The sequence below is a fragment of the Paenalcaligenes sp. Me52 genome, assembly GCF_050487965.1.
Taxonomy (GTDB): domain Bacteria; phylum Pseudomonadota; class Gammaproteobacteria; order Burkholderiales; family Burkholderiaceae_B; genus Paenalcaligenes.
Genome location: NZ_JBKQFO010000001.1, coordinates 1,720,473 through 1,742,106, shown reverse-complemented (window position 1 = coordinate 1,742,106; position 21,634 = coordinate 1,720,473). Strand labels below are relative to the sequence as shown.

At 50.3% G+C, this 21,634-nt stretch carries 16 protein-coding genes and 2 riboswitches; of the genes, 7 read left to right on the top strand and 9 right to left on the bottom strand.

Annotation, left to right across the window (positions count from 1 at the left end; translation table 11 throughout):
* Window positions 1–16 precede the first annotated feature (16 nt).
* Window positions 17–862 carry an OmpA/MotB family protein gene (locus ACLO87_RS08165; protein WP_135863154.1) on the top strand — a complete coding sequence of 282 codons (846 nt, stop codon included), beginning with the start codon at window positions 17–19 and terminating at the stop codon, window positions 860–862.
* Between the two features lie 122 nt (window positions 863–984).
* On the opposite strand, the gene ACLO87_RS08160 is transcribed toward ACLO87_RS08165, so the two are convergent.
* Entirely contained in the window at window positions 985–2,442 is a 1,458-nt protein-coding gene (locus tag ACLO87_RS08160; protein WP_430223740.1) for a sodium:solute symporter family transporter, read from the bottom strand.
* Window positions 2,443–2,524: 82 nt separating this feature from the next.
* A riboswitch (TPP riboswitch) is annotated at window positions 2,525–2,629 on the bottom strand.
* Window positions 2,630–2,709: 80 nt separating this feature from the next.
* A riboswitch (TPP riboswitch) is annotated at window positions 2,710–2,808 on the top strand.
* A gap of 42 nt (window positions 2,809–2,850) precedes the next feature.
* Between ACLO87_RS08160 and ACLO87_RS08155 the strand changes: the two genes are divergently transcribed.
* From ACLO87_RS08155 to ACLO87_RS08145, 3 genes are all read left to right on the top strand, one after another.
* Window positions 2,851–3,630, top strand: coding sequence for a 3-oxoacyl-ACP reductase (locus ACLO87_RS08155; RefSeq protein ID WP_135863158.1), 780 nt, complete (start codon window positions 2,851–2,853; stop codon window positions 3,628–3,630).
* Window positions 3,630–4,925, top strand: a complete 1,296-nt coding sequence (locus tag ACLO87_RS08150; RefSeq protein WP_430223339.1) for an LLM class flavin-dependent oxidoreductase — start codon at window positions 3,630–3,632, stop codon at window positions 4,923–4,925. The genes ACLO87_RS08155 and ACLO87_RS08150 overlap by 1 nt, the downstream gene beginning before the upstream one ends.
* Before the next feature lie 417 nt (window positions 4,926–5,342).
* Complete coding sequence (locus ACLO87_RS08145) at window positions 5,343–6,590, top strand: aromatic amino acid transport family protein (RefSeq protein WP_135863161.1); 1,248 nt, start codon at window positions 5,343–5,345, stop codon at window positions 6,588–6,590.
* A gap of 69 nt (window positions 6,591–6,659) precedes the next feature.
* On the opposite strand, the gene ACLO87_RS08140 is transcribed toward ACLO87_RS08145, so the two are convergent.
* The 4 genes from ACLO87_RS08140 to speB are packed head-to-tail and all read right to left on the bottom strand — an operon-like array spanning window position 6,660 to window position 12,142.
* On the bottom strand, window positions 6,660–8,105 hold the full coding sequence (locus tag ACLO87_RS08140; RefSeq protein WP_430223338.1) for an aldehyde dehydrogenase family protein: 1,446 nt from the start codon (window positions 8,103–8,105) through the stop codon (window positions 6,660–6,662).
* A gap of 9 nt (window positions 8,106–8,114) precedes the next feature.
* A complete protein-coding gene (locus tag ACLO87_RS08135; protein ID WP_430223337.1) occupies window positions 8,115–9,722 on the bottom strand; it encodes a 5-guanidino-2-oxopentanoate decarboxylase in 1,608 nt (535 codons plus the stop codon).
* Between the two features lie 5 nt (window positions 9,723–9,727).
* Window positions 9,728–11,146 carry a sodium:solute symporter family protein gene (locus tag ACLO87_RS08130; RefSeq protein ID WP_135863167.1) on the bottom strand — a complete coding sequence of 473 codons (1,419 nt, stop codon included), beginning with the start codon at window positions 11,144–11,146 and terminating at the stop codon, window positions 9,728–9,730.
* A gap of 42 nt (window positions 11,147–11,188) precedes the next feature.
* A complete protein-coding gene (gene speB, locus ACLO87_RS08125; RefSeq protein ID WP_135863169.1) occupies window positions 11,189–12,142 on the bottom strand; it encodes an agmatinase in 954 nt (317 codons plus the stop codon).
* A gap of 137 nt (window positions 12,143–12,279) precedes the next feature.
* On the opposite strand from speB, the gene ACLO87_RS08120 reads away from it, so the two are divergent.
* Entirely contained in the window at window positions 12,280–13,206 is a 927-nt protein-coding gene (locus tag ACLO87_RS08120) for a LysR family transcriptional regulator (protein ID WP_430223336.1), read from the top strand.
* A 47-nt stretch (window positions 13,207–13,253) separates the two neighbouring features.
* Here ACLO87_RS08120 and cynS read toward each other — a convergent pair whose 3' ends face one another.
* The 3 genes from cynS to ACLO87_RS08105 all read right to left on the bottom strand — a co-directional run bounded on the left by cynS (window position 13,254) and on the right by ACLO87_RS08105 (window position 18,758).
* On the bottom strand, window positions 13,254–13,697 hold the full coding sequence (gene cynS / locus ACLO87_RS08115; RefSeq protein ID WP_430223335.1) for a cyanase: 444 nt from the start codon (window positions 13,695–13,697) through the stop codon (window positions 13,254–13,256).
* Window positions 13,698–13,820: 123 nt separating this feature from the next.
* On the bottom strand, window positions 13,821–17,504 hold the full coding sequence (locus ACLO87_RS08110; protein WP_430223334.1) for an AAA family ATPase: 3,684 nt from the start codon (window positions 17,502–17,504) through the stop codon (window positions 13,821–13,823).
* 9 nt (window positions 17,505–17,513) lie between these two features.
* Window positions 17,514–18,758 carry an exonuclease SbcCD subunit D C-terminal domain-containing protein gene (locus ACLO87_RS08105; RefSeq protein WP_430223333.1) on the bottom strand — a complete coding sequence of 415 codons (1,245 nt, stop codon included), beginning with the start codon at window positions 18,756–18,758 and terminating at the stop codon, window positions 17,514–17,516.
* 139 nt (window positions 18,759–18,897) lie between these two features.
* Between ACLO87_RS08105 and ACLO87_RS08100 the strand changes: the two genes are divergently transcribed.
* The gene (locus ACLO87_RS08100) at window positions 18,898–19,590 is read left to right on the top strand and encodes an aspartate/glutamate racemase family protein (protein WP_430223332.1); all 693 of its coding nucleotides are present in this window, start codon (window positions 18,898–18,900) and stop codon (window positions 19,588–19,590) included.
* Window positions 19,591–19,656: 66 nt separating this feature from the next.
* Window positions 19,657–19,893, top strand: a complete 237-nt coding sequence (locus ACLO87_RS08095) for a putative signal transducing protein (protein WP_135861916.1) — start codon at window positions 19,657–19,659, stop codon at window positions 19,891–19,893.
* Between the two features lie 448 nt (window positions 19,894–20,341).
* Here ACLO87_RS08095 and ACLO87_RS08090 read toward each other — a convergent pair whose 3' ends face one another.
* On the bottom strand, window positions 20,342–21,634 hold the full coding sequence (locus ACLO87_RS08090; protein WP_430223331.1) for a cytochrome c: 1,293 nt from the start codon (window positions 21,632–21,634) through the stop codon (window positions 20,342–20,344).

Below are 21,634 nucleotides of genomic sequence, written 5' to 3'. Positions count from 1 at the left end.
AGTCAGGAGCGTACCCATGAGTCAAGGTGATTCACTGAGCGTTAATCAACTGGCGGCGCGTGCTAAAGCGCTAGAGGCCGAGCTGCAACAAGCTAGACGCCTACAGGGCCATCATAAAGGTCCACGCAGTACTAAAGATTGGTTGAATGAAACCGCTAATCCCATCAAGGAAGATGAGGATGCATGGTTTGTGACCTATTTAGACATGATGACTCTGTTACTGGTACTGATGCTAGTGATGTTGGCGTTTGCAGGCAATTCCAGCGGTTCTGACGGCAAAGGATCAGGGGCAGGAGGCAGTGCCTCGGTGCAGGCGAATGGAGTGGCCACAGGCGGCGGTGCAGTGGGTGAGGGTGGTGCTGGTACGGGTGGAGCAGGAAGCGGTGGCTTATTGACAGCCGATGGCGAGCACTCCGGCAAGCCGGGGCGTAGTTTGGCTGATTTAGGTCTAGATGGGCTTGGTGACGATATTGATGTGCTGCTGAATGACCAATCTGTGAGCTTTAGGATCAACAGTGAAATTCTATTTCCATCCGGTCAGGCCGATTTAAGTTTGGCGGGTATGGGCGTGCTGCGTAAGCTGAGTCATGTGTTGAACCAGAATATCTATCCTATTGCTGTAGAAGGGCATACGGACTCCATTCCTATGCGTAGCTCTCGTTATCCGTCTAACTGGGAGTTATCTGGGGCGCGTGCAGGTAGCGTGGTACGTTATTTCGAGGCCAATGGTGTGGCGAAGGATCGGTTACGTGCAGTAGGCTACGCCGATACACGCCCCATCGCCGATAACGCCTCTGCGACAGGGCGTGCAAGCAATAGGCGGGTGGAGTTAGTAATGGATATACCAGCGGCTAAGCCCTAAGGCAGCAGAGAGAAAAAAAGACGTAGGGCGGAGAAGCCCTACGTCTAAAAAGGTGGTGTACTAAAATTCGCATTCGCGCTCTTGAGCAACCACCTTGCCACAACTGGTCAGGTGCAGATCGGTTATGTTAGATCCGCACTGCGATCAATACCTCTGATTTTAAACTTTAAACTGTCTAGATCAAATTGATGGTTGCTACTTATAGACTTTAGTATAAGCCACGTTACTCCAACGGGGACCATAGCAGCAAGCAAAAATGATTCTAAAAGATAGTCCATGGCAGCGCCTGGAGCCGGAAAAACCACGAGTCCAGCAACCAGTCCGCATAGCGTACTAATGGTGGCTGTCTTACCCGATATTTTTCGGCTATAAAGCCCGTAAAACACTGGAAAAGCAGCGGCAGAGCATAACAGATCAGCCAGAAGAAAAAGGTATAAAACGCTATATCCTTGCGCTGACGCAATAAAAACCGGAACCATCAACACAATAACCAGCCAACGTGATAGTTGTCTCAAAGTTTGAGCTTGCGTGTTAGGACGTAACCGTTGCAAATCTACAGCAATGATGCTCGCGATGGCACTAATTGCGGTGTCGGCACTGCTCATTACTAAAGATAAACCTAAAGGAATAAGCACAATAACGAACCATGTGGGTAGCACGGGCATAATCACATTGAACAGGGCTACAGAGCTGTCACCAGTAGGTGTGAAGGCCATGAAAGCCAAGCCAAATAAGCCCATGACGAAAATGAAGGGGGCTACTAATAAGCCGCCCAGCAGAAAACCACGCCGCATGGAGCGTGTGTCTTTCGCGGAATAAACCCGTTGCCAGTTGCCTTGATGGAAGAGTCCAGTCAGCAAAATAGCCACAAAAAAGGTTAAACCAGCTTTAATCCCCATAGGGTCAGTGAATGACAGTAATTGTGGGGCGCTTTGTTGCAATGCATTGACGGTGGGCGTAATGCCGCCAATAGCCTGCCAACCAAAAGCCACCAAAATCACTAATGCTGGAACAATGATCAGCATTTGTACCTTGTCGGTGAAAATGCTGGCACGTAAGCCGCCGTATGAGGTGTAGATCAGAGTAGAGACCAGCACGATCCCTGCTGTGACCCACAACGGTATGGGGGCGATGAGTTGTACTAGCTTTGCCATCGCGGTGAGTTCCGCTGTCAGGGCAATGAAAATGTAGAACAACATAATAAGTAAGGTCAGTGCATACATGGGCTTGCCATAGCGGCTGAGCACGAACTCGCTAAGCGTGTGGCCTTCAGGTATTAGTTCACGCATACGTTGACCCAAGGGGATCATTGCTAAACGCGGTGACATAGAGCCAATGGCGTAACCGGTGACAGCGGCTAACCCCCCCCACGTAGCAGCTTGAGCGGGAGAAAATAGAATCCATGCACCTAAAGACGATGCTAGCAAGGTAAGAATGGTGGCCGTTGAGCTTTGACTATTTCGTGCAACCACGAAATCTTCCAAACTTTCACGGGCATGGCGCGCATAGAGCACACCTGCTAATGCAAAGACGGCTGCAAAAGCGATAAGCCACAAGAGGGTGGCAGTAGAGGGTAACAACACGAAAACAGCTTCCTGTAACAGTGACTCCAGCATCTGGAGGGACCGGCAGGCAAGCGAATAGGAGAGGGCACAGAAAGAGTGCGAGGTGATTATCCTTCCCTTCGCCGGCATTACCCGGATCAGGTTCAAAGGGTTACGGTATAACCGAATCTCAGCCTACAAAAAGGCCCCCCTAGGAACAGCAGCTAGCTTAGTAGATGGTGCTTTATTCGTCAAATAATGCGGGGGTGTATTGTGTAAATACTAGAGTGTGCTAACCTTTCTAGTCTTGACGCGGGGTGCTTCGCTAACAGCGATGCTGAGATCATACCCGTATAACCTGAACCAGATAATGCTGGCGTAGGGATGTCTCTAGCTTTAGTCATAAAGCCTATAGCCTCCTCGCGCCGTAGTGGAGGCTTTTTCATGTCTGCAGTTGTTTCTCTTCCCTTGAATCAACAAGTTGTGCTGGTCACTGGCGGTGCTCGCGGTTTGGGCGCTGAGTTATCTAGAGCCTTCTTGGAGCAAGGTGCCAAAGTGGTGGTGAACTACTTTCAAAGCGCAGAAGCGGCGCGTGCTTTGGTGCAGGAGTACCCAGATAGTGCATTGGCATGGCAAGCAGATGTGTGCGACCCCAAGCAAGTCAAAGCCATGGTAGCGGCTGCCGCACTGCATTTTGGTCAGCCTGTCACCACTATTGTGAACAACGCGTTGCCTCAGTTTTCGTTTAACGGAGATGCTCGTCCCCATGCGGACACCATTAGCTGGGCGCAGATGCAGCAACAGTTGGAAGGCATCGTGGCTGGCGCTTTACATACAGTACAGGCGTGTTTGCCTGGCATGGAAAAACTGCGTTTTGGTCGCGTGGTGAATATTGGTACTAACTTGTTCCAAAACCCTGTGGTGCCGTACCACGATTACACTGCTGCAAAAGCGGCGTTGCTGTCCTTAACGCGTACGCTAGCAAACGATCTAGGCCCTAAAGGCGTTACGGTTAACATGATTTCAGGCGGCTTGCTGCGCACTACTGATGCGTCTGCTGCCACGCCCGAAGCAGTGTTTGATTTGATTGCGGCCAATACACCATTGCGCCGCGTGACTACACCGCGCGAATTTGCTGAAACAGCACTGTTCTTTGCGTCACCATGGTCTAGCGCAGTCAGCGGACAGAACCTGATTGTAGATGGCGGGATGGTGAAGAACTAATGAAGCGCCAACTGCATTTAAACCTGTTTATTTATGGCTGCGGGCATCACCGCGCAGCGTGGCGTCATCCTAACTCTAGCGTGGACCAGCTGGGTGATATCCGCTATTACCAGTCGTTAGCGCAATTGGCGGAGCGCGGTAAATTCGATGCGATTTTCTTTGCTGATGGCCAATACACCGATAGCGTGTCAGATGGTCCTCGTTGGTTTGTAGAGCCACTGACTACCTTATCGGCATTGGCGGTAGCGACGGAGCGAGTAGGGCTGATTACGACGGTGTCCAGCACGTTCTATACGCCATTTCATGCGGCTCGTATGCTGTCGTCGTTGGATCATATTTCCAATGGACGCATAGGTTGGAACGTGGTGACCTCTATGTACGATGCCGAGGCACGTAATCATGGTCATGAGTCTATGCCCGATCACGCATGGCGTTATGCGCGAGCAGCCGAGTTCATCGAGGTTACCAAACGCTTATGGGATTCTTGGCCAGATGCGGCGTTGAAAATAGACAAAGCAGGCGTGTATGCCGATGAAAGCTTGGTGCACCAGATTAACCACCATGGCGATCATTTCTTGGTGGATGGCCCATTGACGTTGCCACGTTCCCCACAAGGTCATCCGGTGCTATTCCAAGCGGGTGCATCAGAACAAGGGCGTAATTTGGCCGCTTTGGAAGCAGAAGCTATCTATGCTGTGGCGTACGACTTAGCCGCCTCGCAAGCCTATTACCGCGACATTAAAAAGCGTGTGAAAGCGGCAGGTAGGACTGTGGATATGCCCATCATGCCGGGTTTAGTGACATACGTTGCGTCTAGCCAAGCAGAAGTGTTGGCCAAGCAGCGTGAGTTGGATGTGTTGTTGCCTGCCGATGCGTCATTACGCCAATTAAGCATGTTCGTAGGGCAAGACTGCATGGACTGGGAGCTGGATGCCCCAGTGCCTGATCTACCACCCCTAGAAAGCTTTACGGGCCCTAAAGGGCGATACGGCACGATTCTGCGCATTATCGAGAAAGAGCAGCCCACCGTGCGCCAATTATTAGGCCGCTTAGCTGCTGGGGGCGGGCACTGCACCATGGTGGGTACCCCTGATGTGATTGCTGACCAAATGGAGCAATGGTTCCTTAATGAAGGGGCAGATGGCTTTAACTTGATGCCACCTGCATTGCCCAGCAGTATCGAGGATTTCATCGAGCAGGTAGTACCGATTCTGCAGAAGCGAGGATTATTCCGTAAAGAGTATCTAGGTCGCACATTGCGCGATCATTTAGGTCTAAATAGACCTGCTGCCTAAATGATTTGGCCGTCTTTAGGGAAAACCCCTAGGATGGCCTATCTGTAAACAGGATGAAGTCTATTTTTTTATTATTTATCATATAGTTAGTTGAGTATATAACGCTGTAATAGGTGTCTAAAAAATAGCGTTACATGGGTGCTGTGTGCCCCGTTAACGTTGATTTGCCCGCGAAACGCGGCAATAATTTCTGCTCGCGAAATTTCAGTTAGGCTTTTTTGCGCAAGCTGCTACTGATGATTTTCGCCTATCGTGTGGAACACTTTGCGCGTGTTTACCCACCGATTTATGTTTGTTTACCTACCGCAGAGTGGCATCTGTGTAGTGTGAGCACTTTCTCCTAGTGATACACGGACAACCTCCGTGCTTGATAGCGATCGGTCTTGATTGGGCTCAATCTGATCGTGAGGGTATGTTATGCAGTCTACAAATGTAGCAACTGCTGCCGAATCGTCGGCGGTAGAGGCAGCTCCTACACGTAAATCCCTAACCTTCTGGGAAGGGGTGGCAATGATCGTAGGTACCAATATTGGTGCTGGCGTTTTGTCTATCGCGTATGCATCGCGTAAATCTGGTTTTATGCCATTGTTGTTTTGGCTGATTCTAGCAGGGTGTTTAACCACCATTACTATGCTGTATGTCGCCGAAACCACCTTGCGCACCAAAGCGCATTTGCAGTTAAGTGGCTTGGCTAAACGTTACGTGGGTAATTTCGGCTCGTGGCTGATTTTTGCATCCGTATGCGTGAACTCGGTGGGTGCCTTGATTGCCTACATGGATGGTAGCGGTAAATTGCTGGCCTCTTTGTTGGGTATTTCTCCCATGTTGGGCAGTGTGCTTTTCTTCATTCCTGCTGCAGGGGTGTTGTACCTGGGCTTGAAAGCCATTGGTAGAGGCGAAAAATACATCAGTATCGGTATGGTAACCATGCTGACAGTGCTGATCATTGCCACAGCGTTACACGAGTACACCGACATCGCACGTGCGATGGATGGCGAGTGGAAGTACATGATCCCCGTGTTTAACGTCGCGGTATTTTGTTTCTCTGCACAGTACATCGTGCCGGAAATGGCTCGAGGCTTTACGGATAAACCAGCGAAGCTGCCTAAAGCCGTGATGACCGGTATGTTGATTACCTTCATCTTGCTGTCTTTGGTGCCGTTTTCGGTCATCACTCTGAACGGTCTGGACAACATCTCTGACGTGGCCACCATTAACTGGGGCCAAGCCTTGGGTGAGTGGGCATTCTTCTCAGCTAACATTTTCGCGCTGTGCGCGATGTTGACCTCGTATTGGGGGTTGGGTGGCAGTTTCTTCACAAATATTTTTGACAAGTTCAACTTGGGTGAAGAAGACAGAGCACCTGCTAAGCGTCGCTTTATTGTACTGATGATTGTGACCTTGCCACCATTTATCATGGCGTACAGTGGTTTGGTATCGTTTGTGAATGCGCTGTACATCGCAGGTACATTTAGTGGTGTGGTGCTGTCGATTATGCCTATTTTGATGTTGCGCGGTGCTCGTAAACGCGGTGACATCACTCCTGCATGGCAATGTGGTTGGATTACCCATCCTATTTTGCAAATCAGCATTGTGGTGTTGTACCTATGTAGCGCGGCCTATGCGATTGCGTCACTGTTTGGGTATTTGCCTGCAGGTTGGTAAGTAGTAGCTTGCGCAGATAACAAAAAAACCGCCTCATAACGAGGCGGTTTTTTTATGGGACAAAGCCCATTACACCGGGCTGTAAATATGGCTAATGCTTTGGTAGGCGGCTAGCCCCCATGGGCCTAGCTCTCTACCTATGCCGCTGCGTTTGTAGCCGCCCCAAGAGCCTGCTGCGGGCACAAACTGATGGCTATTAATCCATGTCACGCCACTGACCAATTGTTGGGCAATGTTGTGTGCGTTTTCTTGATCAGCGGAAATCACCGTTGCAGCCAAACCGAAGTGCTGTTGGTTAGCCAGATCAATAGCTTGATCGACTTCATCAAATTCCTGTACGCACAGAACCGGCCCAAAGATTTCTTTTTGCCATAGATCGTGTTCACTAGGCACGTTCAGGAAAATGCTAGGGCGTACATAGAAGCCTTCTTCAGGCACCGTAATAGGTACTAAAGCCAATAAGTCTACGATGCCATCCCGTAAGCCTTGATTCTGAAATGCCTGTACCTGTTTTTGCTGAATGGCACTAATTAACGGTGCTAAGGTGCTAGTAGGCACAGCAGGATCACCTAGCACAAAGTCATGGGCACGCTGTTTCAGCGCAGCGTACAAAGCCGGAGCAATACTGCTATGTACCAACAGCCGTGACGTGGCCGAACACATTTGCCCGCTATTGCTGAAAATCCCACTACATACCCAGTCGCAGGCATTTTCAATATCGCTATCTGCCATCACGATAATAGGGGACTTGCCACCCAGTTCTAACGACACGGGACGTGTACCTTGCGCCGCCGCTCGCATCACTTCCTCACCCACTTTATTGCTGCCCGTGAACGAGATCTTATTGACCAGAGGGTGTGCGCAGAGTGGAGCACCTACATGTAGGCCATCGCCATGCACAAGATTCAGGACACCAGCAGGCAAACCGCTAGCCAAGACGCAGGAAGCAATGTGTTGTTCAGGTAAGGGAATCAGCTCTGAAGGCTTCCAAACGACCGTACAACCGGCTGCTAGAGCGGGAGCAAGTTTCCATGCCGCCGTCACCAGAGGGAAATTCCATGGCGTAATCAGGGCAACCACGCCTAAGGGCTGGTGATAACAGTAGGCTTGAAAACCAGGTGCTTGAATGTCACGTAATTGGCCTTGTTGTGCATCCAACTGCGTAGCTAATTCAGCGTAGTATCTAAAGCAGGCCACAGCGTCTTCCACGTCTAGATAGGCTTCGGCTAGTAGTTTGCCAGAGAAACGTACGCTATCGGCTGCCAGAATATCAGCCCGTTCTTCTAGCTGGTCGGCGATTGTCAGCAGGTACTGAGCACGTTTGGTGCCGCTCAAGGCTTTCCACGAGTTAAAGGCAGTAGCAGCAGCTTGCACGGCCTTATCTACATCGCTGGCATCACCACGAGTGAGTACCGCATGCAGTTGTCCCGTTGCCGGGTGATAGAGGTTTAGCGTTTCCGAGGATGCGCTATCTACCCATTGGTTTTGAATAAAGTGCTTTTGTAGTGTCAGCATAGCTAAGGTTTACAACGTTGCGATCCACGCGTGAGCGTCGATTTCTATGATGAGCGGAGCAGCCTGCTGCCAGTGTTGTAGTTGTTCAGACAACTGGGCAGGGTTTTGTACATGTTCGTAGGCGGCACTAATGCTTTGGCTAAGTGCTTGGAAATCTGGTGGTGGAATGTTCACGCCTATTCTGGCAACGGATGCTCTATCCATGGCACGACGAATTTCGTCGTAGCCTGTGTTGTTCCAGATCAGTACCAGAACATTGAGCTGCTCATCCACCATCGTTGCTAACTCGGCGACGGTGAACATGATGCCGCCGTCACCCATCAAGGCAACCACAGGGCCATGAGGACGCCCAAGCTTAGCGCCTAAGGCTGCAGGCAGTGCGTAGCCCAACGTGCCATACCCCGTGGAGGCATTAAAGTAATGACGCGCCGCAGGCAAGTTGCAGATATGGTTGCCTGCATAAACAGTAGCCGTTGAGTCGCCTACGAACGTGGCGTTAGGCAAGTGCTGTTCCAGCGTTTTATACAGAGGGTAGAAAGGCGTGAAAGCGGGATCAGACTCTAGTGCTAGCGCAGCCCGTACTTCGGCCACGACGCTAGCGCCAGCGTTGGGTAATGATTGAGGGAAATGCGTGAGCAGTGCGCGAGCAAACTCTCCCGCATCAGACACTAAAGCGATATGAGGACGTTGATTGCCTACTAATTGTGACGCATCTATATCAACACGTATCAGCTTGCCTTGCAGGATAAAGCCGTCATCAAACACCACGTCATAGTCGGTTTCGCCCAACTCTGTGCCCAATGCCAAAATGACATCGGCCTGTGCTGCGAGTTTGCGCACGGCAGGGAAGGCCGCATTGGCGCCTAAATCTAACGGATGAGGTTGATGCAGGCTACCTGGCAATACACCTTTAGCATTGATGGTCGTGACTGTAGGGATATTCAGCGTTTCTGCCAAACGTTGAATAGTGTCAGCACTGTCCACGCAACCACCACCCACTAACAGTAAAGGCTGTTTGGCCGCTTGCAGCAGTTGTGCACAGTGGGCTACGGCGTCGGGGTGCGGGCCAGCTTTATAGAAAGTAGGCAAGGCTTGTACCGGCGTGTTGAGTGGCGCGGTGAGCAAGTCTATGGGAATCTCTAGGTGCACCGGGCCAGGTTTGCCCGAGCTAAAGATGGCCATCGCGCGTTCCAACGCATGAGGCAGTTGCAGTGGGTCCAGAATGGTTTGGCTAAAGCGTGCTACTTGGCTTACCAAGGCTTGCTGCGAGCTGAGCTCGTGCAGCCTACCTTGTTGGCTACCTAAGGTATCGCGTCGCCCCACGCTGGAAATCACCAGCATGGGAATGGAGTCTGCCAAGGCTTGCCCCATGGCCGTCAAAATATTGCTCATGCCGGGGCCGGTGATAATAAAACATACCCCCGGTTTGCCTGTGGCTCGGGCGTAGCCGTCTGCCATGAACCCTGCGCCTTGTTCATGGCGTGGGGTGACGTGGCGAACACGGCTATTTTCCAACCCTCTATACAACTCAATGGTATGCACGCCGGGGATGCCAAATACCTGTTCAACTCCCCAATGCTCCAATTGTCGAACCAGATATTCACTACAGCTTTGCATAATCATTATTCTCCAGAAACAGGGCTAGGGGTTGGCACAACGTTGGTACGGCGCGGGTTAGGGTCTGTAAGGCTAAACACAATAAAGGTAATTAGCCCGATGCTCAAACTGAAATAGATAGGGGTATTAGCGAGCAAGCCATCTTTAAGCATAAATACCGAGGCTGTAATTGCACCCGTTGCCATGCTCACAATGGCACCACGTGTCGTGGCACGCTTCCAGAATATCCCACCAATCAGTGGAATCAACATACCGCCAACCAGGAGGTTGTAAGCCATGGTCAGAGCACTAATCACATCACCAATGGTAGGAGCGATTGCCAGCATCAGTAAACCGAAGAGTAGAGTGAATACACGGTTTAAGGTCACAGAATCGCTTTCACGGTGATGTTTACCGCGTAGCAGTGGCCACAGGTCTTGAGCGACTGTTGTAGAGGCGGCAAGTAAACCTGCACTTGCGGTAGACATCAATGCAGCTAAGCTGGCAGCAATCACTAGACCACGCAAGCCTACAGGCAAGACTTCGTTGATCATGGCGGCAAAAGCGGTATCAGGGGCATCTAGCTCTGGAAGCACCAATCTGGCGGCCATACCAATTACCGCCATGGCGATACCGTACAAAATGCAGTACAACCCGCTAAGCATACCTGCACGTTTGGCAACGTTTTCGCTGCGTGCAGTAAACACACGCTGCCAAATATCTTGACCAATAAACACACCTAAAAAGTAGATGAGGAAATAGGTCAGAATAGTGTCGTAGCCTATGTTGCTGAACGAGAAAAACGCATCTGGCAATTGCTGTGTCATGGCAGACCAGCCGCCAGCGTTGTACACCGATGCAGGTAGCAAGATGAATACCAAGCCTACCGTCATGATGATGAACTGAATCATGTCAGTCAGCGTGAGTGACCACATACCGCCGATGGTGGCGTACAGCACGACCAAACCACCGCCCAGAATAATGCCGGTGATAAAAGGCAAATCAAAGATCACGGCCAAAATGGTGCCTGTAGCAATGGTGGAGGTCACACCAATCATCAAGGCATAGACCAGCATGATTACGGCGCTGGCATTACGGGTAGCAGGGCTGTAGTAGCGTTCTAGCACCTGGGTCACGGTGTACACACGCAAACGCAGCAACGGTTTAGCTAACAACCAGCTCAAGCCCATGATGCCTAAGCCTAGTGTGGCACAGAGCCAAAGCCCTGAGATACCATACAGGTAGCCTAAGCGTACCGAGCCTATGGTGGCGGCTCCACCTAATACGGTGGCCGCCATGGTGCCGGTATAGAAGCCTGAACCCAAGTTTCTACCCGCCACTAAAAAGTCGTCTTTATTTTGTATACGACGCATGCCTATCCAGCCAAACGACAGGATAAGCAGCGCATAAAGAATGACGACACCCAGATCTATACTGACTTCCATAGTTGTCTCCTTGTTATAGCTCTATTGATGCAGGAGTAAAGATTATTTGGTGGCGTAATGCACACCGGGGAACACGCACAGCATTTCGTAGGCCAAGTTAGCACCCAGCAACGCTGTAGTACCGCTTTGGTCGTAAGGTGGGCTAACTTCTACTACGTCAGCACCGATTAGGTTGACGCCACGTAGACCACGCACAATCTCCAACGCTTGAGGAACCGTTAAACCGCCAATTTCTGGTGTGCCAGTGCCTGGTGCGTAAGCAGGGTCAATGCCGTCAATATCAAAGGAGAAGTAGACGGGGCCATCACCTAAGCGGGCGCGTACTTCGGCCATGATGGGTTCCATAGTGCGGTGCCAGCATTCATGTGCTTGGTAGATGGTGAAACCTTGTTTGGTGCACCAGTCGAAATCTTCTGCGGCGTAACCTGTGCCTCGTAAACCAATTTGCACCACGCGATCGCAATCCAACAGGTCTTCTTCCGCAGCGCGTCTAAACGGTGTGCCGTGAGCAATCTTTTCACCATTCATTGTGTCGTTTACATCAGCGTGTGCATCGATGTGTACCAAGCCTACTTTGCCGTATTTCTTTTTAATGGCGCGCAAGATAGGCAATGTCATGGTGTGATCGCCGCCCAAGGCGATCAGCTTACAGCCCGATTCAATCAGTTTGCTGTAGCCTTCTTCGATCAACCGTACAGAGTCTTTCAGGTCGTAAGGGTTGATAGCGATATCGCCTACGTCAGCCACTTGCAGACTATCAAAAGGAGCGGCACGCGTAGCCATGTTATAGGGGCGCAGCAATGAGGACTCAAAGCGAATGGCTTTGGCACCAAAACGTGTGCCAGAACGGTTGGACGTACCAATATCCAGCGGAATGCCAGTGAAGGCTACATCTAGACCTTCAGTACTTTGCACGTAGGGCAGACGCATCATGGTGGCGATGCCGCCAGAGCGTGGCATATCGTTACCGCTAAGAGGCTGATTGAAGGTAGTCATAACCGGGTACTCCTAAAAATTAAAACAAATGTGATGGCTACCAGAGTAAATCGTAGAGCAGGGGGCTACCATGAGAAGCTGTGAATTGATACATTGATGTTTATCAATGTAATGATTTCAATATTAGGGTTTCTACTATGTTGGTCAATGTAAGAGATTTGGATTTACGACTGATACGGGTGTTCTTGGCCATTGTTGATGCCAATGGTATTTCAGCGGCGCAGGAGCGTTTGGGTATTAGTCAGTCCACCATCAGTACGCAGTTAGCGACCTTAGAGGTGCGATTGGGCTTTAAACTCTGTGAACGGGGTCGTACCGGCTTTAGGCTTACCGCCAAAGGTGAGCGTTTTACCAATTTAGCGCGTCGTTTGCTGTCTAATCTGAGCGAGTTTGCGGTAGAAACCCAGCATCTAGAGAAGAAGCTTATTGGCCAATTAAACGTGGGGTTGATCGGTCACTTGTCTCGCAGTGACAGCTGGCGTTTAAGCCAAGTAGTGGCTCGATTTAGAAAGCGCGATGAAGCTGTTCGTTTGAACTTCTATATACACTCGCCTGATCAACAAGAAGAAATGCTGCTATATGGCAGACTGCATTTGGCGATTGGGTATTTTCTGCGTCGCACGCAAAACTTGCGTTACACCACCTTGCTAAGCGAAAAGCAGGTGGCTTACTGCGGACGTGGTCATGCGTTGTTTGAGCAAGCGGGAAAGGTAGAGGTGAATGACGCGATTAACTACTCATGGGTGAGCCGAGGCTACACGCCACCTAAGGCGCACTTGCAAGTGCCGCAGCAAAACATCAGGGCGACGGCTAACAATATGGAGGCTGTCGCTATTCTGGTGATGTCAGGCGAGCATTTAGGCTATTTACCGCAAGAGGTAGGGGAGGAATATGTGCAGCAGGGGCTAATGCGGGCGTTGAATCCGGCACAAATGCATTACGACGTGACCTTACACACGGTAGTCAATAGGGTGACGGAGCATGATGACGAAGCGTTACAGGCGTTTCAGCAAGATCTCAAAGCAGTGTTTAGTCTGCCGCAGTCTGAGCCCTACCTGCTCTAAAAGCAGAAAGAAAAAGCGCCACGAGTGTGGCGCTTAGTGTGGTGATCTTAGTAGGTTTTATAGGGCAAAAATTTGCCGCTCATAGTGATCTTCACACGGTCGCCATTCGGGTCAGGCTGGCGTGACAAATCCATATTGAAGTCGATGGCGCTCATGATGCCATCACCAAACTCTTCGTGGATTAGCTCTTTAAACGTAGTGCCGTACACGTTGATCAGCTCGTAAAAACGGTAAATCAGCGGGTCGGTAGGGACAGAGGTAGGCAAGGAACCTTTGTACGGCACAACTTGCAGCAACTCTACCGCTTCATCGGGCAGTTCTAGCGCTGCTACGACTGCCTGAGCTTGTTTTTCATTGAGCGTCATTTGCCCGAGTAGCGCGGCTGTAGACCATTCTTTGCTGTGGCCGATAATGTCAGCCAGTTGTTGCCAACTTAGCTTATGACGACGTTTGGCGAGCAGAATTTCTTGAGTTAGCTCTTGGCGATTCATGGTGAAGCTCCTCTAGTAAAAGCAGTTCAGACAGTACTGTTGAGTATAGGCAAAAAGCCCTAGAGAAAGAAGTCGCCATCCTGACTAGATATAAAGAACTAGGATGGCGATCTCTATGAGGTACTAGCGTGTTATTGCTTGACAGCCTGGGCCAACTAAACGGCTGCGACCACCTGATTGGGGTAGCACTTGAATCTGTGTGCTAATACGTTCTTTAAGCACTGTTACGTGCGAAATAATACCGATGAGCTTACCGTGTTGCTGCAGTTCAGACAGGGTTTCTAAGGCCACATCCAAGGCGTCTTCATCTAAGGTGCCAAAGCCTTCATCCAAGAACAGCGAGTCCACACGTATACGGTGGCTGGCCATGTTAGACAGCCCTAGGGCCAAGGCCAAACTTACGATAAAGCTTTCGCCGCCGGATAAGTTTTTAGTGGACCGCACTTCGCCAGCTTGATCGTTATCGATAACGTTTAATTCCAAGGGCTGCTGCATATCGCGGATTAGCACATAACGACTGCTCATTTTTTGCAACTGCTCGTTGGCGTGTGCCACCATAATCTCAAAGGTTAAACCTTGGGCAAAGTTACGGTATTTTTTACCGTCTGAAGAACCTATAAGATCGTGCAGCATAGACCAGTGTTCACAACGTTGCTGTTGCGTACGTATCTGCTCCAGTTGCTGTGCTTGTTGCTGTAGATTCTTTTGATGGCTTTCTAATCTATTGTTTAGCGCCCCCAAGCGCTGTTGCAGTTGCTGTAACTGCGACTGAGTATCGTGTTCTTGGGCTTGTAAGGCTTGTATAGGTTCAGTACTAAGAGCACGAAGTTTCTCACGTTCCAGTTGTTGCTGCTTATTGCGTATCAGGCTGTGTAGGGCTGTGGTCTCTTCGTGCAGGGCTTGTGCCTGCTGCTCTAGACGTTGACGTTCGTGTTCAGGCAACAGCACCGCTAAGAAGCTGGCTTCATCCTCAAAGCCTTGTGCGTGGCAGCGTTTTATAAACTCTTGAGTAGCGAGTTCAAGGGCAGGGGTCAGTTGTTGCGTTTTTTGACTCAGCTCCTCAATACGCTGCTGCTGTGTGTGCAGATTGTGCTGTACGGTACGCCAATGCTGTTGCTGGGCCTCTTGCTCGTGTTGTGCGCTGTTTAGTGCTGCCTGTAGGGCTGCTTCTACTTGATCAGGCTGCTGCTCACCAAAGAGTGCCTGACGTTTCTCGTGCAAGGCTTGCAGGGCACCAGTTAATGTTTTGACATGAGCTTGTTGTTGCTCTTGCGTGCGCCACACGGTGTTTAGCTGTTCTGACAGCTCTTGCAATTGTATGTCAGTTGCTTGAATGGACTGGCTAAGCGTTTGTACGGCATGATTGCGCTCCATCCGTTGTGTACGGCGTTGGTGTAGTTGCAGGTACAGGCTTTCTAACGCGGTGGGGCTGCTATCTAATTCGTGAATGCCATAGGGCTGCAACTCTGTAAGCAAGCTGCGCTGAATCTGCTGTTGCTCTGCTTGTAGTGTCGCTAGATGGGTATTGGCTTCAGTCAGTCGCGTTTTTGCGTAGGTATATTCTTTTTCTGCTAGATCTTTGGCGTGGCTGTGTTGGGTACGTTCGTGACTGGCCAGTTCATGTTGTTTTTGTTGTTCTATAAGCTGGGCCTGCAACTGCTCCAGATGAACAACTTTATGGGAAAGCTCGGTCAAGCTTTGTGTATGAGCCAGTTGCAAGGCTTGGAATGCGGCTACAGTGAATTCAGGCAGCTCCTGCAAGGCTAAGCTGTGTGCTAGCTCTGTCACCTCAGCCACAATCTCCTGTTGCTGTTCGGTAATTTGGTCCAGCAATTGGGTCGCATGATGTGTTTTTTCTTGTAGCTGGCCTGCGAGTATACGTTGATCGGTATGCTGTTGACGCAAATCGCGTAGGCGCTGCTCGGTAGACGCAATGTCCGAGCTTAGGCTGTCATTTATGGTGGGCGATTGGTCGGCATAGGGGTGTTCGGTTGCACCACATAAGGGACAGGGTTCACCATCGTGTAGTTGAGTACGTGCCGCCTCTAAAGAAAGCAACTGTTGCTGCAGTTGCTGCTGTTTGAGCAACAAAGCATGGTGCGCTTCCTGCTCTATTACTTGTTGAGCAAGCTGTTGCGAGTGTGCTTGCGACTGGCTGAAGGCCTGTTGCTGCAAAGCGTGTTCATTTTGCAGGCTGTGTTGGCGTTGTGCTAAGTCGTTCTGTTTGTTCAGCCATTGCAAAATAGCGACGTAGCTTTGTCGATGCGCTTTGCTGTCAGCTAATTGTTGTTGCCAGTAAGCCAGCGTGTGACCAGACAAAGCGGTTTGCCACTGCTGCTCGTGGGCAGCTAGTAGCTTAGCGCTGTGTTCAATACGCTCTTGAGAGCGAATGTAGGCGTCGTGTTGTGTGGCTACCGTTGTTTTATGTTGCTGTACTTCGGTGTGTGCGGACTCCACCTGTTGCTTGGCTTGCTGCTGTAAGCGTAGCTGTGTGGTCAGCGCATCAAAGCGGCTTTTTAAACCAGCGAGCTCACCAATTAATGCTTCATCACACTGACTTTGTTCTTGTTGTGTGGCGAGCGTTTGCTGTTGCTCACGTTGCTGCGCTTGTGTGTTGGTAAGTGCTTGCTGTTTATCCTGCAAGTGTTTATGCAACTGCTGTTGCTCGGTGAGCGTTGCTTGTTCACGCGCTAGGGTAGTCTGGCGTTCACGGATTTGCGTATCTAGCTCACGTACCTGGCGCAATTCAGGCAAGGCCTTATGTTGTGCTGCACTGGCTTCCGTATACCGTTTTTTAGCAGCCTCTAGCGTAGCAGTAGCCTGTGCTAATTGAGCGTTTAGCTCAGGCAGTTGCTGCTGTCGTTGCGTTAGCTCTTGGGCAATAGCCTGTTGTTGCCCGCGTTGGCTGCTCAGTGCTGTATAGCCAGCGTGTAGTGTCAATGCGCGTTGCGCTTGTTGCAGTGTTTGCTGTTGGGGGGCGAAGGCAGTAGTGCGTTGCTCTAGCTGTAGTTTTGACTCAGCCAATTGAGTCAGTTCGGTTTCTAGGGTCTCTAGCCCTACACGCCATTGCAACTGCTGCCGTGTTTGGAGCAACTGTTGTTCAAGCATTTCAGCTTGTTGCTGAGCGTTTTTGTGTTCTTGCTTAAGTTCAGCCTCTTCATCGGCACTTAAAATTTGTAGGCCAGATACGCTGCTTTGTAATTGCTCTAACTCACGCTGTGCTTGGCCACGGGCCTCGTGCACACGAATAGATATTTGGCTGTAAATCTCTGTACCAGTAATTTGCTCCAGAATAGGGGCGCGCTCATCTGGGGGCGCTTGTAAGAACGCAGCAAATTGGCCTTGAGCCAGCATCATTGAGCGTGTGAAACGCTCAAAATCCATACCAGACAACGCTTCTACTTGTTCAGCTACGCCGCGCAAATTAGACGCCAAAATAGCACCGGTTTGGGCATTGGCAATCTCATGCTTAGGCGTCTGTAATTCTCCATCGGCTTTACGACGAGATCGGTGTTGACTCCAATGGCATCTAAACACCCCTTGCGAGCACTCAAAGGTGACCTCGGCAAAGCATTCACCTGTTTGGCGTGACAGTATTTCATTACTGCTTTTGCTGAGCTTTCCTAGTCTAGGCGTCTGGCCGTACAAAGCTAAACAAATGGCATCCAATAACGTGGTTTTACCAGCACCAGTAGGCCCGGTAATGGCAAAAATACCGCTGTTTTCATAGGCAGGATCGGTAAGGTCTATACGCCACTCACCCACCAGCGAGTTCAGGTTCTGGAAATGTATATGTAGAATTCGCATGACTAGCCCTTACGCACTGTGGTTATCGTTTTCTTCCAGCGATTGCACGATATGCTGGTAATGTTCCCGCAGCAGGGGGCGTTGTTCTTCAGGGATTTCATGCGCTGTTAAACAACGTTCAAACACTTCCGTCACGCTCATTTCTTCTAAAGTTTCAGTTTGATGGGTACGTTGCAATAGGCGCTCTATCACGCGTTGATTTTGCACGCGTAGTACGTCAACAGCAGACCCTTCAATGGTGTGATCTATACGTTCCCGTAAATTGCTGATCAACTCGTCGCCGTCATAGATTACTTCCACCCAAACAGGTAGCTCAGAAGGCGTAAGTTGTTGCAGTGCATTGTGTATGTGTGGCCAGTCGCCACGTATGGAAACCAGTTTTTGAAAGACGGGAATGGGCAGGAGCGACACTGTTGCTTGGCCAGCTAGCAGTTGCACTATACATAAAGATTTCTGCTGCCTTGCCTCACCAAAGCCCATGGGCAACGGTGAACCGCTATAGCGAATGTTAGGATTCTGATCCACCATTTGTGGCACGTGTAAGTGTCCCAGTGCTACGTAGGAAAAGGCCGGTGAAAAAGCTGCAGCCGGTACGCGGTTTAAGGAGCCTACGTATAACTCACGCACGCCATCGCCATCTATGGTTTGTCCGCCAGTCGCAAATAGGTGCCCTGTAGCGATGATGGGTGGGTGTGAAGCATGTTGGGCTTGTAGTTGCTCGGCACGCTCGGCAATCGCGTGATAGTGGGCATGAATGTTTTGCAGCAAGTGCTGGTTTTTTTCTTCTGGGCTTTCCCCTGCTTGCGTGGTGCGTATATCTTTATCGCGCAAATAAGGCACGGCACACACAATCAGTTCAGCCTGTTTATGGGCATCATAGAGCACCAACACATCGTCCTCTATATTGGCACTAGGGCTACCTACCACATGTATTTGCAGTGCTCTGAGCAGCGTTTTTGGTGCTTCTAAAAACGATGGTGAATCGTGGTTGCCAGCAATAATCACTACATGTCGGCAAGGTGACTGCGCTACTTGCTGTAGAAAATGGTAGTACAGCTCTTGAGCCTTATTGCTAGGCGTGGTGGTATCAAATACATCACCGGCAATTAACAATACATCTACCTGTTGCTCATGCAACTGCGTCAACATCCAGTTTAGAAAATCCTCAAACTCCTGATAGCGTTTCTTGCCATACAGTGACCGCCCCAAGTGCCAGTCAGAGGTATGCAAAATAGTTAATGGGGTAGAGGACATAAGCAGAGCACCAACGAGGTTTAGCTAGGAAAGTAGCTATGGTAACAAGCGGCAGAGAAAAGTGAAGCCTTGCTCAAAAGTACACTACTATTTCAACTCTACGTCACGACAATTAAGCACAGACTTTAAGGAAACATGTATGAAAACCATAGGGTTGATTGGGGGGATGAGCTGGGAATCCACCATTCCTTACTATAGGCAGATTAACGAAACTATTAAGCAGCGATTGGGTGGTCTGCATTCTGCAAAAATCGTGCTCTACAGCGTGGATTTTCAGGAGGTGGAAGCCTTGCAGCATGCAGGGCAATGGGAACAAGCCGGGCTATTATTGGCTGATGTTGCTCATCGACTGGAAACTGCTGGCGCTGAGGGCTTGGTGCTTTGTACGAATACGATGCATAAGGTGGCTGCGGCCATAGAAAGCGCAACCCGTGTTCCGTTGCTGCATATTGCTGATCCTACTGCTGAAGCGATCAAACGCGCAGGTGTATCAACCGTTGGGTTACTTGGTACTCGCTTTACGATGGAACAGGACTTCTACCGTGCTAGGCTGGAAGATAAGCATGGCCTTACAGTGTTGACGCCGAACACAGAAGACCGTGATACCGTGCATCGCATCATCTATGATGAGCTGTGTTTGGGGCGTATTGATGCCGACTCACGAGCTACCTACATTGAGATTATCAAAAGCTTAGTTGAAAATGGAGCTGAGGCTGTCATTCTTGGGTGCACAGAAATATCGCTGCTGATAGAGCCGCAACACGTCAATATTCTGTTGTTTGATACGACACAATTGCATGCGGTGCATGCCGCAGAATGGATGTTGCGCTAAGCGCAAGAAAACAACTACGGTGTGGATAGTGCAGAGCCTAAGGCGCACTTACTCTCAGGAGCTTTTATGTTAGTGACTATTTGCCGATACAGTTTTCCCTACGAAGCGCATGTGGCACGTGCGTTGTTAGAGTCCGAGGGGATTCCGGTTTTTTTAGCCGACGAACATACCATTAACATGCAATGGCTTTACTCAGATGCGTTGGGTGGAGTGCGTTTGCAGGTGCCTGAAGCCTTTGTAGAGAAAGCGGTGGCACTGTTATCAGAGCAGACTGATGATAAGGGCTCAAGCGACGAGCAGTAATACCTTGGTGGGGCAGAAGGCAGAGGTCTCAGGCCCGTTCCTCTAACTAGGCACGGTAGAAATCAGCGTGTAGAGCTATTTTCAGCTATATGCTAATTTTCTAACCGGTTATATAGCCATCAACTTTAAATGGTTTGGTTGTAGGCGGTCTCTACCTAGAATGCATTCAACAATGTTTGTTTTCGGGCTGTGAAGTAAGTCATCTGTTGACTTATATCGTAGTCATTGCACGTGACGCATAGCGGTCTGGTGGCAGTAGAAAACAGCACCAAGTAATAACGAGCGTGGTGTGTTGAATGCGACTATTTCTACAAAGTAAAGCAGTGTGGCGACGTAAGTTGATTGCCTTTCTGAAGTGGGCGAAAAGCGTGAACCTGCCGCATTATTAAAAAGAAAGGCCACCCAAACTGGATGGCCTTTTCTTTAGTCTTGCTCGTTGCTGGGAATGTTAACGAACGGAACCGGCGATGCTACTTACTTGGCTGGGCGTGACTGCGGTGGCTTGGCCACCCCATTGTGCTCGCATCCATGTAGACAGATCGGCGATTTCTTCATCGCTAAGTTCGTGAGCAAACGGAGGCATGGCGTACATGCGCTGATTACCCGTGAATGTCTGGGTAGGAATACCGTTTAGCACCACACGTATCAGGTTCTGGGCACTGTCCATCGCCAAGGTGGCATTGCCGTACATGGCGGGCGCTACATTAGGAATACCTTCACCTTTACTGCCGTGACAACCCGCACAAGCGGCTAAGTAGGTGCGTCTGCCGATGGCCATATTGCTGTCAGCAGTAGGGTTCTCAGCTTCAGGTAAGGGCGTGGGAGCCGATGCTGCAGGAGGAATTGAACCGTTAGCATCTGTGAGCAAGTAGGTAGCAACCGCTTCTACGTCGTCTACTTTCATCGCGCTAGTCGAGAAGTGCGTGACTGTATGCATGTCCGCAAATGACGTGCCTTGAGGTGCAATACCTGTGCTTAGGTATTGGGTCAGCGTGGCTACATCAAAACCATGCTTGGCTAAGGAGCTAGCCGTGATGTTAGGAATAGCCCAGCCGTTGATCTCACCACCTTGGAAATCACGCGCAAAGTCCACACCCATCATGAAATTCTGTGGGGTATGGCAGCTTGCGCAGTGGCCTACACCTTGTACCAAGTACGCACCACGCAACCATTGCGCAGAGCGTTCTGCGTTTTCGGGTACGCTGCGATCAGGGAAGTTCAGCAGGTTCCAGAAGTTCATGAACGGACGCACTGGCAACGAGAAAGCACCACTATTGCTCTTGTTCGCTACAGCAATAGGAGGAATGCTCATCAGGTAGGCGTACAGCGCATCAATATCTTCAGGCGTGGTGATGTGCGTGAAGATGTATGGCATGGCCGGGTACAAGTTGCCTTTAGGGGCTACACCATCTTTTAATGCACGGTGGAAGTCCGCACGCGTGTACTTGCCTATGCCGTAAGTAGGGTCGGGAGTAATGTTGGTGGAATACAGCGTACCAAAAGGCGTATCAATGGCCACACCACCGGCAGCTTTAGGGCCTTGAGGTTGAGAGTGACAGCCAAAACAGTCGCCCGCCATGGCCAGTTCGCGGCCACGAGGAATCAACTGCTGCATTTCATCCGCACTTAACGGCTTATCGACGCCGGGGGCAACGCTGGTGCTGCGAAATGCACCCAGCAAGATGGCTATACAGACCACCACAGCCACCAGAATCACGGTAATGATTACTTTACGTAGCAT

What these genes read in the sequence shown, in the direction of transcription:
- ACLO87_RS08165 (WP_135863154.1), top strand. Translation starts at nt 17, where the DNA reads ATGAGTCAAGGTGATTCACTGAGCGTTAATCAACTGGCGGCGCGTGCT.
- ACLO87_RS08155 (WP_135863158.1), top strand. Translation starts at nt 2,851, where the DNA reads ATGTCTGCAGTTGTTTCTCTTCCCTTGAATCAACAAGTTGTGCTGGTC.
- ACLO87_RS08150 (WP_430223339.1), top strand. Translation starts at nt 3,630, where the DNA reads ATGAAGCGCCAACTGCATTTAAACCTGTTTATTTATGGCTGCGGGCAT.
- ACLO87_RS08145 (WP_135863161.1), top strand. Translation starts at nt 5,343, where the DNA reads ATGCAGTCTACAAATGTAGCAACTGCTGCCGAATCGTCGGCGGTAGAG.
- ACLO87_RS08140 (WP_430223338.1), bottom strand. Translation starts at nt 8,105, where the DNA reads ATGCTGACACTACAAAAGCACTTTATTCAAAACCAATGGGTAGATAGC.
- ACLO87_RS08135 (WP_430223337.1), bottom strand. Translation starts at nt 9,722, where the DNA reads ATGCAAAGCTGTAGTGAATATCTGGTTCGACAATTGGAGCATTGGGGA.
- ACLO87_RS08130 (WP_135863167.1), bottom strand. Translation starts at nt 11,146, where the DNA reads ATGGAAGTCAGTATAGATCTGGGTGTCGTCATTCTTTATGCGCTGCTT.
- speB (WP_135863169.1), bottom strand. Translation starts at nt 12,142, where the DNA reads ATGACTACCTTCAATCAGCCTCTTAGCGGTAACGATATGCCACGCTCT.
- ACLO87_RS08120 (WP_430223336.1), top strand. Translation starts at nt 12,280, where the DNA reads ATGTTGGTCAATGTAAGAGATTTGGATTTACGACTGATACGGGTGTTC.
- cynS (WP_430223335.1), bottom strand. Translation starts at nt 13,697, where the DNA reads ATGAATCGCCAAGAGCTAACTCAAGAAATTCTGCTCGCCAAACGTCGT.
- ACLO87_RS08110 (WP_430223334.1), bottom strand. Translation starts at nt 17,504, where the DNA reads ATGCGAATTCTACATATACATTTCCAGAACCTGAACTCGCTGGTGGGT.
- ACLO87_RS08105 (WP_430223333.1), bottom strand. Translation starts at nt 18,758, where the DNA reads ATGTCCTCTACCCCATTAACTATTTTGCATACCTCTGACTGGCACTTG.
- ACLO87_RS08100 (WP_430223332.1), top strand. Translation starts at nt 18,898, where the DNA reads ATGAAAACCATAGGGTTGATTGGGGGGATGAGCTGGGAATCCACCATT.
- ACLO87_RS08095 (WP_135861916.1), top strand. Translation starts at nt 19,657, where the DNA reads ATGTTAGTGACTATTTGCCGATACAGTTTTCCCTACGAAGCGCATGTG.
- ACLO87_RS08090 (WP_430223331.1), bottom strand. Translation starts at nt 21,634, where the DNA reads ATGCTACGTAAAGTAATCATTACCGTGATTCTGGTGGCTGTGGTGGTC.